The organism is Dickeya oryzae, from assembly GCF_020406815.2.
GTDB classification, from domain to species: domain Bacteria; phylum Pseudomonadota; class Gammaproteobacteria; order Enterobacterales; family Enterobacteriaceae; genus Dickeya; species Dickeya oryzae.
The window spans coordinates 3,530,605-3,551,185 of sequence record NZ_CP162670.1; the positions used below are offsets into that span (position 1 = coordinate 3,530,605).

Annotated in this window: 20 protein-coding genes and 1 pseudogene; 11 read left to right on the top strand and 10 right to left on the bottom strand. The window is 53.3% G+C overall.

Annotated features, from left to right (window positions below):
- Nucleotides 1–331 precede the first annotated feature (331 nt).
- The 4 genes from ppnP to LF929_RS15380 all read right to left on the bottom strand — a co-directional run bounded on the left by ppnP (nucleotide 332) and on the right by LF929_RS15380 (nucleotide 3,973).
- A complete protein-coding gene (gene ppnP, locus LF929_RS15365) occupies nucleotides 332–616 on the bottom strand; it encodes a pyrimidine/purine nucleoside phosphorylase (RefSeq protein ID WP_012770784.1) in 285 nt (94 codons plus the stop codon).
- A gap of 35 nt (nucleotides 617–651) precedes the next feature.
- Nucleotides 652–1,173 (bottom strand): shikimate kinase AroL, encoded by a 522-nt coding sequence (gene aroL, locus LF929_RS15370; protein WP_226092627.1) that lies wholly within the window; start codon nucleotides 1,171–1,173, stop codon nucleotides 652–654.
- Nucleotides 1,174–1,515: 342 nt separating this feature from the next.
- Entirely contained in the window at nucleotides 1,516–2,562 is a 1,047-nt protein-coding gene (locus LF929_RS15375; protein ID WP_226092628.1) for an asparaginase, read from the bottom strand.
- A gap of 310 nt (nucleotides 2,563–2,872) precedes the next feature.
- Nucleotides 2,873–3,973 carry a 5-methyltetrahydropteroyltriglutamate--homocysteine S-methyltransferase gene (locus LF929_RS15380; RefSeq protein WP_210176609.1) on the bottom strand — a complete coding sequence of 367 codons (1,101 nt, stop codon included), beginning with the start codon at nucleotides 3,971–3,973 and terminating at the stop codon, nucleotides 2,873–2,875.
- A gap of 601 nt (nucleotides 3,974–4,574) precedes the next feature.
- On the opposite strand from LF929_RS15380, the gene LF929_RS15385 reads away from it, so the two are divergent.
- Nucleotides 4,575–5,231, top strand: a complete 657-nt coding sequence (locus LF929_RS15385) for an HAD family phosphatase (protein WP_038907256.1) — start codon at nucleotides 4,575–4,577, stop codon at nucleotides 5,229–5,231.
- Nucleotides 5,232–5,253: 22 nt separating this feature from the next.
- Here the strand turns inward: LF929_RS15385 and LF929_RS15390 are convergent, their stop codons facing one another.
- On the bottom strand, nucleotides 5,254–6,204 hold the full coding sequence (locus LF929_RS15390) for a LysR family transcriptional regulator (RefSeq protein WP_210174766.1): 951 nt from the start codon (nucleotides 6,202–6,204) through the stop codon (nucleotides 5,254–5,256).
- A 221-nt stretch (nucleotides 6,205–6,425) separates the two neighbouring features.
- Between LF929_RS15390 and LF929_RS15395 the strand changes: the two genes are divergently transcribed.
- Together LF929_RS15395 and LF929_RS15400 are read left to right on the top strand one after the other, a co-directional pair.
- Nucleotides 6,426–7,853: a M20 family metallopeptidase gene (locus LF929_RS15395; protein WP_210174767.1), complete on the top strand. Its 1,428-nt coding sequence runs from the start codon at nucleotides 6,426–6,428 to the stop codon at nucleotides 7,851–7,853.
- A gap of 10 nt (nucleotides 7,854–7,863) precedes the next feature.
- The gene (locus LF929_RS15400) at nucleotides 7,864–9,135 is read left to right on the top strand and encodes an MFS transporter (RefSeq protein ID WP_038907252.1); all 1,272 of its coding nucleotides are present in this window, start codon (nucleotides 7,864–7,866) and stop codon (nucleotides 9,133–9,135) included.
- A gap of 76 nt (nucleotides 9,136–9,211) precedes the next feature.
- Here the strand turns inward: LF929_RS15400 and LF929_RS15405 are convergent, their stop codons facing one another.
- Entirely contained in the window at nucleotides 9,212–9,742 is a 531-nt protein-coding gene (locus tag LF929_RS15405; protein WP_210176611.1) for a GNAT family N-acetyltransferase, read from the bottom strand.
- Between the two features lie 427 nt (nucleotides 9,743–10,169).
- On the bottom strand, nucleotides 10,170–10,754 hold the full coding sequence (locus LF929_RS15410; RefSeq protein WP_038907250.1) for a hypothetical protein: 585 nt from the start codon (nucleotides 10,752–10,754) through the stop codon (nucleotides 10,170–10,172).
- Nucleotides 10,755–11,267: 513 nt separating this feature from the next.
- Here LF929_RS15410 and LF929_RS15415 point away from each other — a divergent pair.
- Genes LF929_RS15415 through LF929_RS15430 form a run of 4 tightly spaced genes read left to right on the top strand, consistent with a single transcriptional unit; the run spans nucleotide 11,268 to nucleotide 14,233 of the window.
- Nucleotides 11,268–12,512 (top strand): SpoIIE family protein phosphatase, encoded by a 1,245-nt coding sequence (locus LF929_RS15415; RefSeq protein WP_226092629.1) that lies wholly within the window; start codon nucleotides 11,268–11,270, stop codon nucleotides 12,510–12,512.
- 17 nt (nucleotides 12,513–12,529) lie between these two features.
- Entirely contained in the window at nucleotides 12,530–13,081 is a 552-nt protein-coding gene (locus tag LF929_RS15420) for a SiaB family protein kinase (protein WP_016941735.1), read from the top strand.
- Nucleotides 13,082–13,083: 2 nt separating this feature from the next.
- Nucleotides 13,084–13,503 (top strand): DUF1987 domain-containing protein, encoded by a 420-nt coding sequence (locus LF929_RS15425; protein ID WP_038907247.1) that lies wholly within the window; start codon nucleotides 13,084–13,086, stop codon nucleotides 13,501–13,503.
- A gap of 4 nt (nucleotides 13,504–13,507) precedes the next feature.
- Nucleotides 13,508–14,233, top strand: a complete 726-nt coding sequence (locus LF929_RS15430) for a GGDEF domain-containing protein (protein ID WP_016941733.1) — start codon at nucleotides 13,508–13,510, stop codon at nucleotides 14,231–14,233.
- Between the two features lie 83 nt (nucleotides 14,234–14,316).
- Here the strand turns inward: LF929_RS15430 and LF929_RS15435 are convergent, their stop codons facing one another.
- Nucleotides 14,317–14,658, bottom strand: a complete 342-nt coding sequence (locus LF929_RS15435) for a zinc ribbon domain-containing protein YjdM (RefSeq protein ID WP_012883700.1) — start codon at nucleotides 14,656–14,658, stop codon at nucleotides 14,317–14,319.
- A gap of 315 nt (nucleotides 14,659–14,973) precedes the next feature.
- Here LF929_RS15435 and LF929_RS15440 point away from each other — a divergent pair, with 315 nt between their 5' ends.
- Nucleotides 14,974–16,194, top strand: coding sequence for an MFS transporter (locus tag LF929_RS15440; RefSeq protein WP_226092630.1), 1,221 nt, complete (start codon nucleotides 14,974–14,976; stop codon nucleotides 16,192–16,194).
- A gap of 126 nt (nucleotides 16,195–16,320) precedes the next feature.
- Here LF929_RS15440 and LF929_RS15445 read toward each other — a convergent pair whose 3' ends face one another.
- Nucleotides 16,321–16,953 (bottom strand): LysR substrate-binding domain-containing protein, encoded by a 633-nt coding sequence (locus LF929_RS15445; protein ID WP_264084970.1) that lies wholly within the window; start codon nucleotides 16,951–16,953, stop codon nucleotides 16,321–16,323.
- On the opposite strand from LF929_RS15445, the pseudogene LF929_RS15450 reads away from it, so the two are divergent.
- Nucleotides 16,954–17,274 (top strand): annotated as a pseudogene (locus LF929_RS15450) (ornithine cyclodeaminase family protein); the annotation flags it as partial. It abuts the gene before it with no gap.
- 97 nt (nucleotides 17,275–17,371) lie between these two features.
- Here LF929_RS15450 and LF929_RS15455 read toward each other — a convergent pair.
- Nucleotides 17,372–17,962, bottom strand: a complete 591-nt coding sequence (locus tag LF929_RS15455; protein WP_226092632.1) for a YbhB/YbcL family Raf kinase inhibitor-like protein — start codon at nucleotides 17,960–17,962, stop codon at nucleotides 17,372–17,374.
- 188 nt (nucleotides 17,963–18,150) lie between these two features.
- Here LF929_RS15455 and LF929_RS15460 point away from each other — a divergent pair, with 188 nt between their 5' ends.
- Together LF929_RS15460 and LF929_RS15465 are read left to right on the top strand one after the other, a co-directional pair.
- The gene (locus tag LF929_RS15460) at nucleotides 18,151–18,996 is read left to right on the top strand and encodes an AraC family transcriptional regulator (protein WP_226092633.1); all 846 of its coding nucleotides are present in this window, start codon (nucleotides 18,151–18,153) and stop codon (nucleotides 18,994–18,996) included.
- Nucleotides 18,997–19,191: 195 nt separating this feature from the next.
- Nucleotides 19,192–20,082 carry an oxidoreductase gene (locus tag LF929_RS15465; protein WP_226092634.1) on the top strand — a complete coding sequence of 297 codons (891 nt, stop codon included), beginning with the start codon at nucleotides 19,192–19,194 and terminating at the stop codon, nucleotides 20,080–20,082.
- The last annotated feature ends 499 nt before the right edge of the window (nucleotides 20,083–20,581 follow it).

The window sequence follows — 20,581 nt, forward strand, 5'->3', positions numbered from 1 at the left end:
GGTCTCCTTACAGGAAAATACAATGGCTGATACCAGATTTACAGACTTATCTGAAATTTTTTCTATAAGAAAATAATATTGCCTTCCCAATTAATAACAAAACAACAATATAGGGAAATATATATCCTCACTATCACCATCGGTTTTTCTGATAATAACCAAACGTCACTATCACTATAAAACGAAATAGCAAAACGTTTCGACGAAAATATGACAACAACATGATCAACAGATTACGTGGACACAGAATGTGCAGAATGCACCACTGGCCCCAAAAGAAAACGGCTACCGATTACGGTAGCCGCTTATCACGAAAAGAAACCAGTAGGGATTACAGATAGCGGCACAGATAAGAGGACGGCTCGGATACTTTCAATTTGAATTCGCTTTTTTCCGGCACGTTGAACACAGCACCGGCTTCGAACAACTGCCATTCCTGTGCTCCCGGCAGCAACACGTTCAACGCACCGCTAACGACGGTCATTTCTTCCGCCTGACCGGTACCAAACGTGTATTCGCCTGCTTCCATCACCCCGACGCTGGCACGACCGATGCGGCTACCGTCAAACCCGATGGATTTTACTTTTCCTTCAAAATACTCATTTACATTCAGCATAATGCCAACCCTTCTGTTAAAAAATCAGTTGTCCGTCAGGCCGCAGGCAGACGCATCGTCTGCATCAATTCGCAGACAATCGCGGCGGGCGGTTGGGTCGCATCGACCACATAGTGCGCTACATCCTGATACAACGCTTCGCGTTCACGGAGCACCGCCTCCATTTCCTCAGCAATAGGCCGCCCGGTCAGTGTCGGTCGCTGGTGTGCCTGTGGGCTTGCCTGCAAGCGTAACGCCAGCTCCTCGGCTGGCGCGAACAAATAGACGACCGTTCCGTGCGCACGCATAAACTGGCGGTTTTGTTCCAACAACACCATACCGCCACCGGTCGCCACCACACGATTCGGTGTCGCGACAGCCTGCAAGGCCTCGCTTTCCCGGCGACGAAACCCCGACCAGCCTTCCGCTGCCACCACGTCCGCCACTGTCATGCCGCTGGTGTGCTGCATAAAAATATCCGTATCGACAAACTCATAGCCAAGCGCCCGCGCCAGCTCACGGCCGACGGTGGTTTTTCCGCACCCTCTGGCGCCGACCATAAAAATGGGTTCTGTCATGTCACGACCTGTCCTTCTTTTTCTCAGGCCAGCTCTGCGCAACAACGTTGCCGTCAGCCTGCGCCTGTCGTACCAAGAGCAGAATCATACAGGCAATAATCCTCATTAAGAAAGCCTCCGTACGGCTCTGGTACGGGGAAAGCCACTTCACGCCAGCTTTCCGCACAAATCCAGCACAACACGCCACGATTTACACCAGACATGGCTAATCTTCCCATGAAACATCGGCTGCTATTGATGGTTCTGTTATCAACAATAAGGCCGCCCAAAGGCGGCCTGCATAGTTCAAATCGCACTCACACGCTAAAGCGATCAACGCGAAGACAACCAACATAAAGACAATCAATAAGTATGGAAATACTCTTGAATGACTTTCGGATCACTGGTGCGAGTCAATGCCAGCATCAACAGAATGCGGGCATGTGCCGGGTTAAGAGAGTCAGAAACCAGACCTGGCAGCTCTTCATCCGGCGGCACAATACCATTGCCTGTGCGGGTAGAACGGATCACAACAACGCCTTTCTCCATCGCCTTGCGCATACCAGCAATACCGCGAACGGACACTGAACCTGCGCCCATACCAGCATAGACGATACCTTTTACGCCATGCTGAATAGCCGCGTCATACAGATATTCCGGGTCATCCTGATAGCCATAAAGAATGTCGACTTTCGGCAGAGAAGTCAGGCCACGCACGTCGAACACAGACCGGGTGGTATGCACCTTGTCGATACGGTTTTGGTAGTAAATGCGGTTACCAATGATAACGCCCAGGTAGCCTTCTTCATTCGCCTTGAACGTATCCAGCGTAGAAGCGTTGGTCTTGGTGATGTAGCGGGCAGAGCCGATACGATCATTGATCACCACCATCACGCCACGACCGCGAGACTGCTTGTCACCCGCCACGCGTACCGCTTCCAGCAGGTTCATCGGGCCGTCAGCACTGATGGCCGTTGCCGGACGCATCGCTGCGACAAACACCACCGGCTTGTCACTTTTTACCGTCAGATGAAGAAAGTAAGCCGACTCTTCCACAGTGTCGGTCCCGTGGGTGATCACTACACCATCCACATCATCCCGTGCCAGCAGTTCATTCACACGCTGGCTCAGCTTGAGCACCACATCACCGGTCATGTTTTCGCTGGCCATGTTGGAGAATTGCTCCCCCTTCACATTAGCCAGTTTCTTCACCTCAGGCACAGCGTTGATTAGCGTATCCACGCCAAGCGCGCCAGCCTTGTAACCCGTGGTTTGGGTACCCGTTGCCGCTGAGCCGGCAATAGTACCGCCGGTCGCCAGGATAACGATATTGGGCAGTTTATCTGCCGCACTCGCCGTAAAAACAAAAAATAAAACCAGAACAAACAGAGATTTAAACCATCTTTCCATAACAGATTCTCTTTATTTGGTCAGAGGATGATCGGTCTGTTTTGCCATAACACCGGCACCAGCCGATCATTTTTTCTCGTAAAACGCATTAGCTGCCAGTCTGCAGGACTGGCATCGGCGGTTATGTTGCAGTGCCATAAGAATTATGTATAGCACCTGATGATCAACAGGAGAGCCAGATCACTGAATGACCTAACTATTTTCAACCAACACCTTTCAGGGGAGGAAAAAGACGAACGATTGACGAACCGGCGTCAGGCGCATGTCATCAACACTGACGCTATACCACAGCGCTGTTTTACCAGACAGACTATTCCGGCATGGTCCAGACGTTATGAGCGATATTCACCATATGCCGTAGCTTGGCCCATTGCTGTTCTTCCGTGATCCCTTGCTGTTCGCAGTGCCCAAAGCCACACTTCGGGCTGATGGCTAACTGTTGCAACGGTACATACAACGATGCGGTATTGATGGCCATCTTGACTGACTGCGGCGCATCCAACTCAGCACTGTGGGAATCGATGACCCCCAGCACCACCTTCTGGCAACTCACCTGGCGTAACGGTTCCAGCCCAACCGGGCGACGGTCGTCATACTCGATAAACAAGCTGTCTACCGACAGGTTTGCCATCGCATGCCCCATGACCTCACGCCCACGGCCATGCACCCAATTGGGTGAAAAACGGCGACAACACATGTGCAGGCTGATAAACATATCCTGTGGACGTTGCGCCAGTGCCTGATTCAGCGTGCGGGTGCAACGCTCAAGCAATTCCGATAATTCAAACCCGGCGGCATGTTCTCGCACCATCATTTGACTGTCGCACAGGCGAGCCCAAAACAGATCGTCGAGCTGGATATAACGGCAACCCTGGCGGTAAAACGCCTGGATAATTTTGCGATACACCGCAGCCAGGTCATCACAGAATGCATCCAATGACGGATAAACCTCATTGGTGCGAATGGCCGGGTACATCAGCATATTTGGGCTGGGTAGGGTCTGTTTCGCCAGGTTTTCCACGCCCTCACCCACCGCTTGATGCAAAAAGCGGTAATGGGTCAGAAAGGGGTGACTGTCGTCAAAATCCAGTTTACCCACGACTCGTAATGGGTGGGGCATATCACCGTCAGAGGAAACGGTCTCATCAACCTCTATCCCCGTCAGACAAGAGAAAAAATCACCAATACCATTGCGAACGCGCAGTTCACCGTCGGTAATCGCGTGCAAACCGCATTCTTTCTGGCGCTCGACCACATTCAGCACTTCTTCGTTTTCGATTTCAGTTAGCCGATCACGGGTCATGAGCCCTTGCCGCCATGCCAGCCGAGCCTGCTTTAAACGAGGTGGCAGCACAAAACTGCCTACATGTTCAGCATGAAACGACGGGTAAGGTTTCTTTACTGTGCGCATCTCACGCGTCCTTTTGGTTTAGACGACACTGTTGGCTTACACGCGGGTTTACGCAACATTGTCAGCGCTTCAATGCGCTTTGGTTTGTTCGGGTTATCATTATTGAGCTGGTGAACTGTCACCATTTAGCCTACCAAGGTCAATAGATGAAAGCGGGTGATTGTCGCATCGATTACTTCATGACAACAAATAACAAAAATTAATTATTTTTCTGCTATCAATTAAGCCAATTGACGAAATAATAACCGCCTGCCATTGCGGGTTGCCAAACCGCTGGTCTACCCGCAATAAAAGCATTTACAAGATAAAAACATTTACAAGATAAAAACACCCTCAAACTGACCGCCATCTTTATGATTCAACGGATGATTTTCGTCAATCAGCTTGTTGTATCTCATGTTGATTGTGCGCGCTTGCTCGCAAGGTTGGGAATCGCCATACACGCACTCACGTCATGTGCCTTTTGTTGACGCGCCGTTGTCATCAATCGCTGGTACACTGGACACCAGTGCGCATGCCTACAATACCGACAGCCCGATACATTCTGTTTTCACTATACGCACTGTTTTCACTATCCATTCTGACTTTCCGGAGGACCCCAATGGATTTAGCCCTGTTTGATCTGGACGAAACCCTGATCTGCGCCGACAGCACCGGCTTGTGGTTACGCTGGCTCGAATCACAGGGATTCGCTGGCAAAGAGCTGCTGCAACGGGAAAAACACCTGATGCAGAGCTACTATGAAGGTACATTGGCGATCGAAGATTATATGTATCTCTCACTGTCGCCACTCATTGGGTTAACCACAGAGACCGTGTCCGGCTGGATAGAACGCTTTATCCAGCGCGATATTCTGCCCCGCCTCTACCCGGCAGCACGCGAACAAATGGCGTGGCACCGCCAGCGTGGCGATACCCTGGTGGTCATCTCTGCCAGCGGCGAACATCTGGTAGGACCGATTGCGCGTCACCTGGGAGCCGATCACGCGCTGGCGATCGGTGTGACCCTGGAAGACGGCCGCTTTACCGGCGATATTCACGGGGTGCCAACTTATCAGCACGGCAAGGTTACCCGCATCCGTGAATGGCTGACACAGCGTGACGCCGAGCCTTTTGGGCAACTTTACGGTTACAGCGACTCGCTTAACGACCGCGCCATGCTGGAGTTCGTTGATCAGGCTTATGTCGTCAACCCGGTGCCTGAACTGGCGGAATTAGCCCAGGAGAAAGGCTGGCGTATCTGCCGCTGGGAACGCTAGGCCCACCGACTATTATTCTCAACTATTTCAACATCCCGGCAGGTAGCGGCTCCAGTCCGATATCTGCCGCCAGTCTCGCGTGCTCGCGGCCCAGTTCGTCAATCATAAAAGAAATAAAGTGGCTTAATGCGGCAGAACGGTGCTTACCTGCAAGCGTCTGCACCTGCAGGCTGCGTTGGGTCAACGGTTCGCTGTGTACCGGCTTAAGCAACAGGCCGTCTTCCCTGGCTCGATACAGTACCGAGAAATGGCTACAGGCGGTGACGGCATCCGGCGTTTGCTGCATAAAGTAGTACAGCGCGGAAAAATTGTTGCAACTGAGCGTCGGCTCCAGAAACGTGCCGCTCATCCGGCAAGAGAGATCGAACAATTGGCGAATAGTGGTCCCCTGTTGCGGCAGTACCAGCGGAAACTCATGCAGGTCCGGTAGCTGGATTGATTTGTTCGCCAGCGGATGATCAGGCCGCATGAGCAGTAGCACCGGTGCAGGATAAGACGCCATGACTTCAACGCCGCGATCCGGGGATAAGCTAAACTGTAGTGCCACATCGCACTCGCCGTTGCGTACCATTTCTGATACCTGTATCGCGCTACCGACTTGCAGGAAGAACGTGACCGCCGGGTTATCCCGCCGAAAACGGGCAAATAACCCCGGCAGCAGATCAAATGCCATCCCGTCAGTACAGGCTACCCGAACAAACGTGCGCCGTACCGCCTTTAACCCTTGAATCTCCGCGATGGCGTATTCCATGTCCATCATGCTTTTGCGCACATGGTTTTCCAGTATTTGCCCGGCATCGGTCAACACCATACCGCGAGCGTGGCGCTCAAACAGCGACGCACCGATGCGCTCCTCCAGTTTATGAATTTGTCGGCTGATAGCAGATACCGCCACAAACAGTTGCTGGCTGGCGGCGCTCAGCGAGCCAGTATTGGCCACCGCCAGAAAATACCTGATTTCATTGCTATGCATCGCTTTTTCGCCTGCCTCGTTTTTGTGCAACCAAGCTTTATATTAAAAGCAAAGCTTGCTTGCAATTATTATTATTGTGGCAATGCTGGTGATGATTTAGAACAGGATGAATAGAACGATATAGAACCGTACGACACGAATACGTTCGATAAAAATCAGTTCAAAAAAAGTTATCCAACATAAAAAACACAACATCAAACATCATCACAGACAGGCATCACATGACAACACCACAGGTTATTCAACAGGCTCTGGCGTACTTCGATAGCGGCCGCTTTCGTGACGTTTTAGCCCGCCGCATCGCCATCGCCAGCGAAAGTCAGCGAAACGACCGGGACGCCGAGCTACAGCACTATCTCACCGGGGAAATCATACCGGCGCTACAGGCACTCGGTTTCGACTTACAGCAAATCGATAACCCGACAGGCGCTAACCGTCCGTTTTTAATCGCCTCTCGCATTGAAGACGACAGCCTGCCCACCGTGCTGTGCTACGGCCACGGCGACGTGGTATTCGGCGATGATGAGCACTGGAGCGAAGGGCTTTCCCCGTGGCAACTGGTGGAGCGCGAGGGCCGCTGGTACGGACGCGGCAGCGCCGACAACAAAGGCCAGCACTCCGTCAATATTGCGGCGCTGGAGCAGGTATTTCAGGCTCGCCAGGGGCGACTGGGCTTTAACTGCAAGTGGCTGTTCGAGATGGGCGAAGAGATAAGCTCACCAGGCCTGGCCGACGTATGTCATCAACATGCGCAAGCACTGCAAGCCGATTTGTTCATCGCGTCAGACGGCCCACGCCTTAACGCAGAACGTCCGACGTTATTCCTCGGCTCGCGCGGCTGCGTCAATTTTCGACTGACCATCCGCGCCCGCGAGCGAGATTACCACTCCGGCAACTGGGGCGGATTACTGAGCAACCCCGGGACGCAACTGGCTAACGCGATTGCCTGTCTGGTCAATCAGCACGGTCAGATGCAGGTAGAGGCACTGAAGCCGCCGCATCTGACGCCAGCCCTGCGCACCATCCTCTCGGATATCACGCCCGGCGGGCAAGCCACGGATCCGGCTATCGACCCAAACTGGGGTGAAGCTGGGTTAAGCGCATCTGAAAGGCTGTTCGGCTGGAATACGTTGGAAGTGCTGTCGTTTCTGACCGGTAACCCACAGCGGCCAATGAATGCCATTCCCGGCCACGCCACCGCAGTCTGTCAGTTGCGTTTCGTGGTCGGCACCGACTGGCAGCAACTGACACAGCATTTACGTCAGCACCTCGACACTCACGGTTTCACGATGGTGGAAATCAGTGACGTGCGTGGCACACCGGCCACACGCCTTGACCCCACCGACCCGCTGGTCAACTGGACGCTCGACCTGATGCGCCAGACCAGCGATAAAAAACCGGCGTTGCTGCCCAACCTTGGCGGTTCGCTGCCCAACGAAGTGTTTGCCGATATCCTCGGCCTGCCGACATTGTGGATCCCTCACTCTTACCCTGCCTGCGGTCAACATGCCGTGGATGAACACATGCTGATCAGCGTCGCCCGTGAAGGTTTGCAGATAATGACCCGCCTGTTCTGGGAACTGGGTGAACAAGGCCATACGGTTATGGCTGCGCATCGCGCACACCGTGACGCCAATACACCACGCTGAGGGAAACATCATGACGACTGCATCGGTTTCACACCACAGTACCGCGCGCCCCAGCCTGTATAAAACGCTGTTTGCCACCTGCATCGGCAACGCGCTGGAGTGGTTTGACATCGCGGTATACGGCTTTTTTGCCAATTACATCGCCCATGCGTTTTTCCCTACGCAGGATCCAACCGTATCCTTACTGCTGGCTTTCGGCAGCTTCGGCGTTTCTTTTCTCATTCGCCCGCTGGGTGCCATTGTGCTGGGTGCCTATGCGGATAGAGCCGGGCGCAAGGCCTCTTTGTTGTTGTCCATCAGCCTGATGCTGCTGGGCGGCGCAATGATCACCCTGATGCCCACGTATGCCAGCATCGGCATAGCGGCACCGATCCTGATTATGCTGGCGCGGCTGATTCAGGGATTTTCCGCAGGTGGCGAGTTCGGCAGTTCCACCGCGTTTCTGGTGGAGCATTTCCCCGAGCGTCGCGCCTTTATCGCCAGCTGGCAGTTTGCCACCCAAGGGGCCAGCACTCTGATGGCCTCGGCATTCGGCCTGGGATTATCACAGTCATTGAGCGAAGCCCAGATTCAGGACTGGGGATGGCGTCTTCCGTTTGCCTTCGGTTTGTTAATTGGCCCGGTGGGGTTGTATATCCGACGTCATGTACATGAACCAGCAAACTTTGCGCAGGCAGAGAAAACGCAGGCACCGATCAAAACCCTGTTTACCCGACAGAAAAGACTGTTCCTGATTGCTGTCGGCCTGATGGTGATTTCCACCGCCATCAACTACATGCTGAACTATGTTCCTACTTATGCGACCAAAACGTTGCATTTGCCGTCAGGCGCAGCGTTTAGCGCCACGCTGATTGCTGGCATTATTCTGACGGTGATTACACCGCTGGTGGGGCTGTGGGCGGAAAAAATCGGACGCCTGCCGCTGATGTGGGGATCACTGCTGTTGCTGGCGGTGACTATCTATCCGGCATTCTGGTTGATGACGGAATATCTGTCGGCCACCTCACTGATTATCGTGGTCGGGTGGATGGCGTTGTTGAAATCGGTGTATTTCTCCACCGTGCCGTCGATGATGGCCGATCTGTTCCCGGTATCAACCCGCGCCAGCGGCATGGCAATCAGCTATAACGTGGCGGTCACCGTGTTTGGCGGCTTTGCACCGTTCATCTGTACGCTACTGATAAGCGCCACCGGCAGTAGCCTGGCACCCAGTTACTACCTGATGATCACCGCCTTGATGAGCGTGCTGGCGCTGTGGCAAGCCCAGTTACATCATCGCTGATGACAGCCTCATCCCCGTCAGAGCGGCCCTGCGGCTCTGACGGGCTCCGTTATAGCAAACTCGCTCACACCACCGTTCAGGCAGGTGGCAAGGAACTGTCGCCTTCGCCTAACGTACGCTGCAACAAGGCCGTATCCAACCAGCGTCCGTGCTTCATACCGACGGAACGTAACGTGCCTGCCTGTTCGAACCCCAACGACAAGTGCAACTGCAGCGAGGCTTGATTGCCACTGTTAGCAACGACCGACACCACCTGACGGTATCCCTGCTGCTCAGCCCGTCGCAAGGCCTCGGACAGCAAGCGCTTACCTAAACCTCTTCCCACCTGCTCCGGGTGCAAATAGATAGAATCTTCCAGTGTGAAACGATACGCGTAGCGCGGGCGATAAAACCCCAGATAGCAGTACCCTAACACCTGTTGATTTTCCGTTGCCACCAGCCAGGGCAAGCCAGCATCACGAATTTTCCGCCAGCGAGCCAACATCTCCGCCTGATCGGGCGGTTCGGTTTCAAACGTCGCGGTGCCATGCAAAACATGATGGGTATAAATATCCTGGATAGCGGCAATATGCTCTTCTCTGGCATCCTCAATGAGAATCGTGGTCATTCTTGTATCCTTGTCAGAACAGCGAGTGAGATGAAGTCCGGTGTTGTGCCTCATCACTCACTGAAGGGGCAACCCATAGCCGCCAGCTTAACCAACGCCCGAACGGAGCAACAGAAACAATTACTTATACCTGTAATTAGAACATCTCATTGTAACCAATAAGAAAATAAGCGGTGACGAGGCCATCAGAGACAGGAACTTACTGGGGTGGAATGTAGCTGAGCAAGCCAGGAAAAACGGCTGTCCATGAAAAACCGATATTCATGAAAAACCAGTGACATGAAAAAGCATTGTTCATGAAAAAACATGAACCTTGGTTTTGGAAAGACTAAAGGAATAAAATTTAAAAATAGATAACCACCTGATAATAAATCAGGCTATTAATGCTATTAAATATAGAATAAAGCGTCAGCAATACGTTTGCATATCAACTGGTTTGCGGCAATTCGCCGCTGCCCGGCAATTTCCAGGCAACGTCACCGGAACCTGCGTTCAATAGATGCTGTATTTTCTCGTACACTTCCGCTGCCGACATGCCGCTATATAAGCCCTGGCTATAATAACCAAACTCTGCCGCACTCGCTGGCGCACGCACGCCACTCAGAGTGGGATCCGTAGATGAAATACGTTTCCCGGTAAATACATTATAACTTTCACTCTGACCATCAGGATATTTCACGACAGACACCAGCACGCCGCCATACAGCGGGATACCGGTCATCCGCAATGAGCGCTCCACGGAGGATTCATTTTGCTGTTTCTGTAATTTTTCTTTAGCTAAACGCTCGTCCAGTGATGATGCACTGCGATCACGCGTATCAGTAACATCGTTGGAATTATTATCCTGAAACTGATTATTTTGCGAATCATTTGTTTTCCCTGTTTTCAGGGAAACAGATTGATTAGCGCCGAGAGCATCGGTGCTGTCGCTTGAGTTACTATTCGCAACATAAGTCTGCTGTGGATAGGAAGACGATGTAATGTTTTGATTCTGAATGCCTGATATAACCACGATATCACTCCTTTTTTCTAACGAAAACATGCCTCTAAGGGCACTGATTTACTACCGCGACGTAACACCAACACACCGAAAAAAAAACAACATACCTGCCAAAGCATGTATCAAAAAGACGGCTTAACAGATTTACCCCCGTATATACCCTTCATACGTCAAGTGATATTGACCTTCCTTCACTTACATTATTTACGGGTAGTGCCGTCTAAAACTATCTATCAGGAAATAGAAAGAGTGGTTTACAAACCACACACGGTGCCATCTCATTTTTCGCACCGTGTGAACGAAATAGATAAAGACAGATCCACTCCTAAAATATATCGGCCATTTTATTTTTTCATTAATACGAAAAAAGCATAAAAACGCTCAGGAAACGAGCACATCAGAAATATTTAGCCATGACTGTAAAGAGAAACCTGACAGTTCCTTAGCATTTCAGCGCGTTGTCATGTTTCCGTCATCTGCGACTGCTACCGTGACGATAGCCTAATTCCCCAGAAAGACAAGACAATGAGCGCCTTACCGCCACAGGAACATCGGTTACATTTCGTTTCCTTTCCAAGCGCACGCGACTTGTGTATCACCACGCCGGATGTCTCTCCCTCCACCGATAACGCCACTGTATTGCAGTTGTTCAGCCGCCACAAAGACCTGGTTAGCCTGCCAGTCGTGGAAGACGGACGCCCGTTTGGCCTGATCAACCGCCATAGTTTCCTGTCGCAAATGTCACGGCCTTATTACCGTGAACTGTATGACCGAAAAAGCTGCATCGCGTTTATGGATAAAACGCCGCTTATCGTCGAGGCCTCAGCCTCCTTGAGCGATGTCGCGGACAAGGCGGTCATCAGCGGTGAACGCTTTCTGGCTGACGGCTTCATTATTACCGAAAACGGCCACTACCTCGGTATCGGCTTGGGTATCGATTTGTTCCGCATTGTGTCGGACACCCATGTGCGCCAGCACCAGCAGATAGTCCAAAGCATAGAGTACGCCAGCGTCATTCAGGGGGCGATGCTGACCCCATTCCGTCAAACACTGGAAGCCACCTTGCAGGATTGGTGTCTGGTGTGGGAACCGCGCGACTGCGTCGGGGGTGACTGCTATGCCTTCCGGCGATATGAACAAGGTTGGCTGGCCGTGCTTACCGATTGCACGGGGCATGGCGTACCGGGTGCCTTTATGACATTGATATTCAATTCAGCGCTGGAACAGGCACTGGCGCAATACCGCCCGGACCAGACGGGGCAATTGCTGGGCAGCATCAATCGATACATCAAAGATACATTGGGTCAGAAAAGCGGCTACCCGGGGCAGATGTCCGCTTCCGATGATGGTTGCGATGCGCTGGTGGTCTACGTGAATACCACTGAACAGACTCTCAACTGGGCCAGCGCGCGTATGACCGCATTCGTGACCGATGCGCAAAGCGGTGACCTGCTGACGCTGGATAGCGACCGGATGGGCGTCGGTTATACCAATACGCCATATGACTACAGTTGGCCGGCGTTTCAGCGCCCGTTGTCAGCGCAGGATCTGTTCTTCGCCGCCACCGATGGTTTACTCGACCAGATAGGCGGCGAACGGCAGATTAAATTCGGCAAACGTCGCCTGCAAAATCTGCTGCAACGCCTCGGGGAACTGCCGATGAGTCAGCTTGCTACTCAACTATTACAACACCATCGCGCCTGGCAAGGAACGCAGGCACGACGAGACGATCTTACATTTTGGGGCTTCAGGCACCATGAACACGCTTAACCAGGTAAAACCGGAACATGTCTGAAACGAAGTACGCTGAATTCTTTGACCTCACCCAACAGCAGGATATCGCGCTGTACTATGTGGGGTACTTTTCACAAAACATTATCTGCTCACTGGCAGAAACAGTGCGCTTACAACTGGAAAAAAGCCGGGTGCCCCCCAGCGTGCGTCGCAAACTGTTTTCCAGTTTTGTGGAAATGGTGCAAAACATCATCCACTATTCTGCCTCAGCGTTGACGACAGAAGAGCAGACCAATGAAATCCGTCATGGCTCGGTGTGTATCGGCGTTGAAGCGGGGAAATACTTTTTATTGAGCGCCAATCGGGTATACCCGGCAGATGCGGAGATACTTCGCCAGCGGCTGGAACCGCTATGCACGATGACACTTGATGAAATCAGACTTGCCTATAAGACCTCGCTGCGTGAAGACATTCCGGCTTCCAGCAAAGGGGCGGATATCGGTCTGTTGACCGTGGCCCGCGACGCCAGCGAGCCACTGCAGTTCACCTTTCGTAGCGACGACGCCACCGGGCTCTCCACGTTTTATCTGAAGGCGGTGATTTAACCATGACAGACATAATAACAACGAACAATCTCCATATTACCGGCACAGCCAGCACGCCGACCGTGGATTTTCGCTTTGATACACATCAGCTTTCACTTTCCGGCGAGTCTTACCCGGAAAACGCAGCGGCATTTTATGGCCCGCTGATTGAACGGGTACAACACTACCTGCAAGCCTGCCTTGCCGCATTCCCCTCCTCACCAACGCGCATTGACGTGCATGTATCGCTGCCCTACTTCAATAGCTCCAGCACCAAGATGCTTTTTAGCCTGTTCAATATTCTCGACAAGGCCGCCCAGCAGCAGCTTCCCATTGCATTGCACTGGTATTACGACCAGGACGATGACATTGCCGAGGAGTTTGGACAAGAGCTGCATATCGACTTTTCTGCACTCGAATTCCACCCCCACATTCTGGAGTAACGGCATGAGTAGCTACGAACTGTTCACCCCCGAATATGACATCCTGCTGTCGGCGCGTAATATCGCCGCTCAGGCCGACATGCCAGCGGAGGTGTATCGGGAAAGCCTGATTATGCTGGCAGAACACTACCAACGTCTGGTACGTGAAACCCACCGGCTGATCACCCGTAGCGATCGGGCGGAGCGCGAACTGACCCGCCTGAATACCCAATTGCATCAGTTGGCGGTGGAACTGGAGTACAAAGCCACGCATGATCCACTGACCGACGTCTTCAACCGCAGCGCGATCATCGACCTGGTCGATCACGCACTGGAGCAGGATCAGGCGGCATTGATCGTGCTGGATATCGACCATTTCAAACAGGTCAACGACGCCTACGGCCATCCAACCGGAGATGCCGTCATCTGCTCGCTGATTGCTCGTATTCGTGATGTATTACAAGGGAAAGGCAGTATTGGCCGCGTCGGCGGCGAGGAATTCACCATCCTGCTGGACGGCTACACGCTAATGGCGGCGGTAGATATCGCCGAGCATATCCACGCCAGTCTGAATCACTCACCGCTGGAACCGCTGCCTGAACATCAGGTCACCGCCAGCTTCGGTGTCAGTTGGGCACCGCCGCATACCGGATTCGATACCCTGTACGGCACGGCCGACGCCGCGTTATACCGGGCCAAACACCAGGGCCGTAATCGGGTGGACTATATACCGATCGATACTGCCAGCTAACGTACGGGTAGCCCACCGTACCTTACCGTAATATTCCACACGATGTCGGGCAGTACGCCCCGCCGGATGAGGCGGGGACAGACTTAGTTTTTCTTCACAAATTCAGATTTCAGTTTCATTGCGCCAAAACCCTCGATCTTACAATCGATGTTGTGATCGCCTTCCACCAGACGAATCCCTTTCACACGGGTGCCGATTTTCAATGTCGACGAGCTTCCTTTAACCTTGAGATCCTTGATGACGGTAACGGTGTCGCCGTCTGCCAGCAGGTTACCGTTGGCGTCACGCACCACCAGCCCTTCCTCCTGTGCCCCCGCGTCACCCTCCATCGACCATACGTGTCCGCACTCCGGGCAATTCAGCATTGCGTCATCCTGCCAGGTGTATTCAGACTGACATTTAGGGCAAGCAGGCAACTGTTGCATAATAATCCTCATTAATACCAAATAAGTTTGATAAATTTTAAATATATCAATACATAATAAATTTCGTGTTTATTATTTTATCGTCTTTTACTCAACACTGTCAGCAAAAAGAGTCAGACAAACCGATATTCGCTCACCATTTTCATCAAAGCCACTCAATTTATTCACTTTTCTCACTACCACAACGCACCATGAGAGGCATGGGTCAATGGTTATCTTTTCCTTACATCTGTGGAGAAAACTTCAGTTTAATAAAACAATAAGTTGGGTACACTGAACACTTCTCATTACAACAACTGGCATGGATAACACCCTGTGGAAATCGCGTCCCCACTCAAAAACCCCACCTTTCTGTGCTTTTGGTTAGGACAAATTGCTTCCTCTTTTGCGTTTCAGATGCTGGTGGTCGGGATTGGCTGGCAAATGTATGACCTGACGAACAGCGCGCTGAATTTGGGTCTGGTCGGGCTGGCGCAGTTCCTGCCACAGTTAGCGCTGACGCTGGTTGCCGGTCATACCATCGATCAGTACAACCGCCGGGTGATTATCCTTTGTTGCCGCTTGTTGATGGCAGCCACCATACTGGTGTTGGTGCTGGGCAACGTCACCCACACCATCAGCGCCACCATGATTTATGCATGTTCCGCGCTGCTGGGGGCGACACGAGCCTTCGAAATGCCCGCCACCCAAGCGCTATTGCCGAATCTGATCGCCCCCAACCAACTGTCTCGCGCCGTGGCGTTGATGGCCTCGGCCCGTGAAGCGACGGTGATCGTCGGCCCGGCACTGGGCGGGGTGATTTACCTCATCGGCGCGACCACGCTGTATACCGCCAGCGTAGCCTGCTTTCTGATGTCATTTCTGGTGTTGCTCAACCTGCGCTATGAGTACAAAGCGCCCGCTCGCGCACCGGTAAGCCTGGAAACGCTGTTCGGAGGCATGAATTTTATCCGCCGTAATCCGGTGATTCTGGGGTCTATCTCGCTGGACATGTTCGCCGTGTTGCTGGGTGGCGCTACTGCGCTACTGCCAATCGTCGCCAAAGATATCCTGCATACCGGCCCGTGGGGATTAGGGTTACTGCGCTGTGCGCCCGCGCTTGGTGCCGTGCTGATGTCGGTTTACCTGACCCGACACCCGCTTACCCGCCATGTTGGAAAAATCATGTTTTCCGCCGTCGCGATGTTTGGCATCGCCACCATCGCGTTTGGCCTGTCCACCAATCTGTTTGTGTCGTTGCTCGCCCTGCTATTGTTAGGTGCATCTGACATGATAAGCGTCGTCATCCGTTCAACGCTGGTGCAACTGGAAACACCGGACGACATGCGTGGCCGGGTAAGTGCCGCTAACTCCATCTTCATTGGCACATCGAATCAACTGGGGGAATTCGAATCCGGCGTAACGGCGGCCTGGTTGGGGGTCGTACCGGCTATCGTCGTCGGGGGAATTGGCACCTTGCTGGTTGTCGCGCTGTGGATGAAATACTTCCCCACACTCACCCAGCGCCAAACGCTCGAAGCCGGAGAAAATGCCTGAGACAGGCCGTGGAAGGGAGGATTATTCCCTTTCACGGCAGCTATCTCTGTGCCGAAAACCACCGTAATGATGCATTCACCAGCATACGGTGGTTTACGCTGTGGTTTTCAGTCAGCTATGACACGCTCAGGTGCGCCAGGGCACTGGTTCCAGCATCGCTTTGAGCATATTCACGAACCGCTCCATGCGAGCCGCCCGTCCAGCGCGCGGCCCCAGCAACGCAACAACATCCGCGTTTGGCAGGCTCCACTCTGGCATGATTTCAACCAGCCGTCCGGCGTTTAAATCATCCGCGACGGCCCACTCAGAACGCTGAATCAGGCAAAGCCCGGCAACAGCCCAATGCCTGACCACTTCGCCGTCATTACTGGTGAAAGCCGGTCTGATACGCACCGTGTTCGTTTCGCTGCCACCACGGCGGACAAAACCCCACAACGACGCATCCGCACGGTCTTCACGCAACACCCCGCAGACATGAAGGTGCAGATCCCGCGGATGCTCAGGCCAGCCGTATTTCGCCAGATAATCCGGTGCGGCACACAGAATACGGCGGTTGGGTGCCAGTGACCGCAATGCCAGACTGGAATCCGTCAGTGGGCCGACATGGATCAGCACATCCCAATCGTCGGTATCCAGCGTACCAATCGGCGCGTCTGACAGCATCAGTGAAGGTTGAATCGTCGGAAACTGTCGACACATGCGAGCCACGGCTTCAGCCACATAAGCTCGCCCAAATCCCAACGGGGCCAGTATCCGCAAGTTCGCCCCGGTACCCACATCTCTTCAATGGGGTCGGACGCGGTCGGTAAACAGGAACTGCCCGTCGAACTGCTGGCAACCGGCCGATTATTCTGCGATTTTCCGGTTCAATCCCGCCGCATCGGCGAGTTCCAACATACTGGTGACGATAAAGCAGTATTCGCGATTGGTGATGTGCTGGCAGGTAAAATCAGCGGCCGGTAAACGGCATCCGATATCACCGTTTTCGACAGTTCCGGCCTGGCGATTCAGGATTTGTATATAGCGAAAGCGGTGATTAACGCCCACCATCATCACGCTATCAGAAACAGTGTGCGGTAATGCATTTCGATAACCGCACCACGGTGTTTCATCACATCCAATAAACGGCAGTCGTCCGTCAACACCCCCCGCCACCGTGCGGGGATTGCCGTTGTTATTATTGATTCTTTTGCGCCGGACGGCCGTAGTAAGCCGTGAAACTGGCTTTGGCGAGCGTATTGGCGTTAATCATAAAGCCACCGAGTGCCGGATTCGCGTCTTTAGGCACCTCCAGCGTTTTGGTTTTCAGAGCGTAGACGGTAAAAATATACCGATGCGGTTTGTCACCCGCTGGCGGGCAGACCCCACCCCATGCCGCCACCCCGTAGTCAATACGCACCTGGCTAGCGCCGGTTGGCAAGTGCTTACCGCCAATCTCGCCTGCGTCAGTGGCAAGGCTGTTTACATTCGCGGGAATATTGATAACCATCCAATGCCACCAGCCAGACCCTGTCGGTGCATCCGGGTCATAAACGGTGACGGCAAAACTCTGGGTACCTGCCGGTGCGCCACGCCAGTTCAGCGCAGGGGACTGGTTCTGCCCACTGCAGCCAAAACCGTTAAATTCAAAGCTGGCAGGCAGCGTACTGTTCGGCGCAATTGCCGGGCTGGACAATGTCAGCGTATTCGCATGGGCTGCGGCGGCAGTCATGATGGCACCAGCAAATAATGAAACGCAGGAACGGGTCATCCGCAAACTGGTTCTCATATCGATACTCCTGTTATTCATGGTAGGCTTGGACCGTCACTCACCGCGTTTTCCAAACGGCAACGCCTTGACGATGAGTGTCAGCACACACTAAAAACTGTGATAACAATAGTAGCGAACCGCCCTTGTTCCCGTTGTTCCGGTTCGTGCAATCTCTGCTCCATTTTCACCACGGATAACGATACGGGATGACGCTAACCCACCATCATACTGCCCTGTCCCTGACGAATCCCGTCGAACCTATCCCGCTACACGCTGCCAGCCCGCTGCTTTTGCATCAGATTGTTGCCCGCAGCCAATACGCATTACGCACCGTGGTTATTCGGGCTGACCTGATTGGGTTAGTCGTTTCTGGCACCAAGCAGTTGCTGGCACCGGAAGGCCGCAGTGATTTTGCACCTGGAGAAATATTCATTTTGCCACGTGGCACCCAATGGGATGTTGTCAACGACCCGGCACCACAAGGGCGCTATGTGGCGCAGATCCTCAACCTGCAACCCGAGACGATAGCGCGCTTTTATCAGTCTTTCGGTCAGTTTGCCGCACTGGAGCCACTGCGCCGCGTCGCCAGAGTGGCGGATAACGTCGCTATCAAGACCGCGTTTTTACGCACTGTCGATGCACTACGTGATACAGGTAGTTCAGCCACGCTGAGTGAACACCGAATGTTGGAGGTGTTGTTGCTACTGGCTGAACACGCCGGTGTGGTTCTGGCCCCGCCAGAGACAATGAACTGGAGTGAGCGCGTGCGCCGACTGGTGGCACAACGCCCATATGACGACTGGTCAGCGGGTCGGGTAGCCCAAGCGCTCTCCACCACCATCAGCACCTTAAACCGCCGACTGGCGCAGGAGGACAACACCATTACCCGCTGCGTGCGGGAAACCCGGCTGGAAACCGCCATGGTGTTATTACAGTCATCCGAGCGCTCGGTTGCCGCCATCGCCCTTGATGTCGGTTACGAATCTCACAGCAAATTCACCGCCGCCTTCCGCCGCCGCTTCGGCATCGTGCCCTCGGCATTACGCAGGTGAATGACTCATAGGGCGCTCGTGCTCCTCTAACAAGCGCCCCATGATTCCCTGCCCAATGCCTAACAGGCGGTTATCCAGTATTTCTTTCATCTGATTAAAACATTCGACAAGCACACCTGCACCAACCTACCCAATTGCGCTCGACAATGACTACCGGCACACTGGTGATGAATTAGTCAAATCAGGAGAGACAAGATGCCAGACCATACTTCGATTGCGCTTATTGGCCCCGGAGCTATCGGCACCACTATTGCGGCGCTACTGCATGACATTAACCGCACGCCAGTCCTTTGCGGGCGCACTGCGCATCCTCAGTTAGTTCTGCGCCACGATGACGGTGAAGTGGTGGTGCCGGGCCCGGTATTGAATAACCCTGCGATGCTCAACCATGCGTTCGATTTGGTGTTTCTTGCGGTGAAAACGACCCAGGTGGCTGATTGCACCGACTGGCTGGCGACACTGTGCGATGAAAACACTGTCGTGTGTGCACTGCAAAATGGCGTCGAGCAGAAAACCCAACTGACCCCGTTGGTCAACGGCGCACAGGTGCTGCCGTCAGTCGTCTGGTTCCCGGCACAGCGTGAACCCGATGCCTCTGTCTGGCTGCGCGCCAAACCACGTCTGACACTGCCGGATGTACCTCAGGCAAAACGGGTCGTCGATGCGCTCAACGGTACCCGCTGCGCGGTTGAATTGTCATCGGATTTCACCTCTGTGGCCTGGCGTAAACTGCTGCAAAATGCCGTCGGAGGCCTGATGGTGCTGGCGAATCGCCGCGCCGGAATGTTCTCTCGTGGGGATGTTACCGAGCTGGCGCTGGCCTATCTGCGTGAATGTCTGGCAGTCGCACGTGCGCAAGGCGCGGTGCTTGATGATAGCGTTGCGCAGGAGATCGTTGATGTGTTCCATCATGCCCCTGCGGATTTAAGCACTTCAATCCTCGCCGACCGACAGGCTAATCGCCCGCTGGAGTGGGATATCCGCAATGGCGTGATCCAGCGCTACGGTCATTTACACGGTATTCCCACCCCCATCAGCAACGTGCTGGTCCCCCTGTTGGCAGCAGCAAGCGAGGGGCCGGGTTGATGGTAGGTAAGTAGAGCACCTATACGGACAGACCCAATTCGTTCTATTTTAGGTTAGAGCCAAAATCATTAACATAATTGTCCAATTCTGGATTGCACTAACCGACAAGAAGCGGGTCAACTCAACCAGCCCACAACAAGGGCTAGATTCTTCCCGACAACCAAAAACCCAAAAATCACTTTGTTTTATAAAAACAAAACCCCCACTCCGGCAACACACTTCCCTTAAAAATAGCCTGAAATGACCGATTATCATGACCATTGCCCCGAGCAATATGTGCCAGAACGATTACAATTATTGTAGGAATTCATGAGCCGCGTTCAGGAATGACGTGCAGGACGATGAGGCGGCCATTTGACCCAGTGTGCTTAGTCAGCCGCGAGCTTCTCGCTGGCAACGAATTCGGGCGCAGAAAACTCTCTGCCAGGACGCTACTCAGAGGATGTTCCAATGAAATCGATAAAATCCATCCTACTTTTTTTGCTGCTTATCGGACTAG

What these genes read in the sequence shown, in the direction of transcription:
- ppnP (WP_012770784.1), bottom strand. Translation starts at nt 616, where the DNA reads ATGCTGAATGTAAATGAGTATTTTGAAGGAAAAGTAAAATCCATCGGG.
- aroL (WP_226092627.1), bottom strand. Translation starts at nt 1,173, where the DNA reads ATGACAGAACCCATTTTTATGGTCGGCGCCAGAGGGTGCGGAAAAACC.
- LF929_RS15375 (WP_226092628.1), bottom strand. Translation starts at nt 2,562, where the DNA reads ATGGAAAGATGGTTTAAATCTCTGTTTGTTCTGGTTTTATTTTTTGTT.
- LF929_RS15380 (WP_210176609.1), bottom strand. Translation starts at nt 3,973, where the DNA reads ATGCGCACAGTAAAGAAACCTTACCCGTCGTTTCATGCTGAACATGTA.
- LF929_RS15385 (WP_038907256.1), top strand. Translation starts at nt 4,575, where the DNA reads ATGGATTTAGCCCTGTTTGATCTGGACGAAACCCTGATCTGCGCCGAC.
- LF929_RS15390 (WP_210174766.1), bottom strand. Translation starts at nt 6,204, where the DNA reads ATGCATAGCAATGAAATCAGGTATTTTCTGGCGGTGGCCAATACTGGC.
- LF929_RS15395 (WP_210174767.1), top strand. Translation starts at nt 6,426, where the DNA reads ATGACAACACCACAGGTTATTCAACAGGCTCTGGCGTACTTCGATAGC.
- LF929_RS15400 (WP_038907252.1), top strand. Translation starts at nt 7,864, where the DNA reads ATGACGACTGCATCGGTTTCACACCACAGTACCGCGCGCCCCAGCCTG.
- LF929_RS15405 (WP_210176611.1), bottom strand. Translation starts at nt 9,742, where the DNA reads ATGACCACGATTCTCATTGAGGATGCCAGAGAAGAGCATATTGCCGCT.
- LF929_RS15415 (WP_226092629.1), top strand. Translation starts at nt 11,268, where the DNA reads ATGAGCGCCTTACCGCCACAGGAACATCGGTTACATTTCGTTTCCTTT.
- LF929_RS15420 (WP_016941735.1), top strand. Translation starts at nt 12,530, where the DNA reads ATGTCTGAAACGAAGTACGCTGAATTCTTTGACCTCACCCAACAGCAG.
- LF929_RS15425 (WP_038907247.1), top strand. Translation starts at nt 13,084, where the DNA reads ATGACAGACATAATAACAACGAACAATCTCCATATTACCGGCACAGCC.
- LF929_RS15430 (WP_016941733.1), top strand. Translation starts at nt 13,508, where the DNA reads ATGAGTAGCTACGAACTGTTCACCCCCGAATATGACATCCTGCTGTCG.
- LF929_RS15435 (WP_012883700.1), bottom strand. Translation starts at nt 14,658, where the DNA reads ATGCAACAGTTGCCTGCTTGCCCTAAATGTCAGTCTGAATACACCTGG.
- LF929_RS15455 (WP_226092632.1), bottom strand. Translation starts at nt 17,962, where the DNA reads ATGAGAACCAGTTTGCGGATGACCCGTTCCTGCGTTTCATTATTTGCT.
- LF929_RS15460 (WP_226092633.1), top strand. Translation starts at nt 18,151, where the DNA reads ATGACGCTAACCCACCATCATACTGCCCTGTCCCTGACGAATCCCGTC.
- LF929_RS15465 (WP_226092634.1), top strand. Translation starts at nt 19,192, where the DNA reads ATGCCAGACCATACTTCGATTGCGCTTATTGGCCCCGGAGCTATCGGC.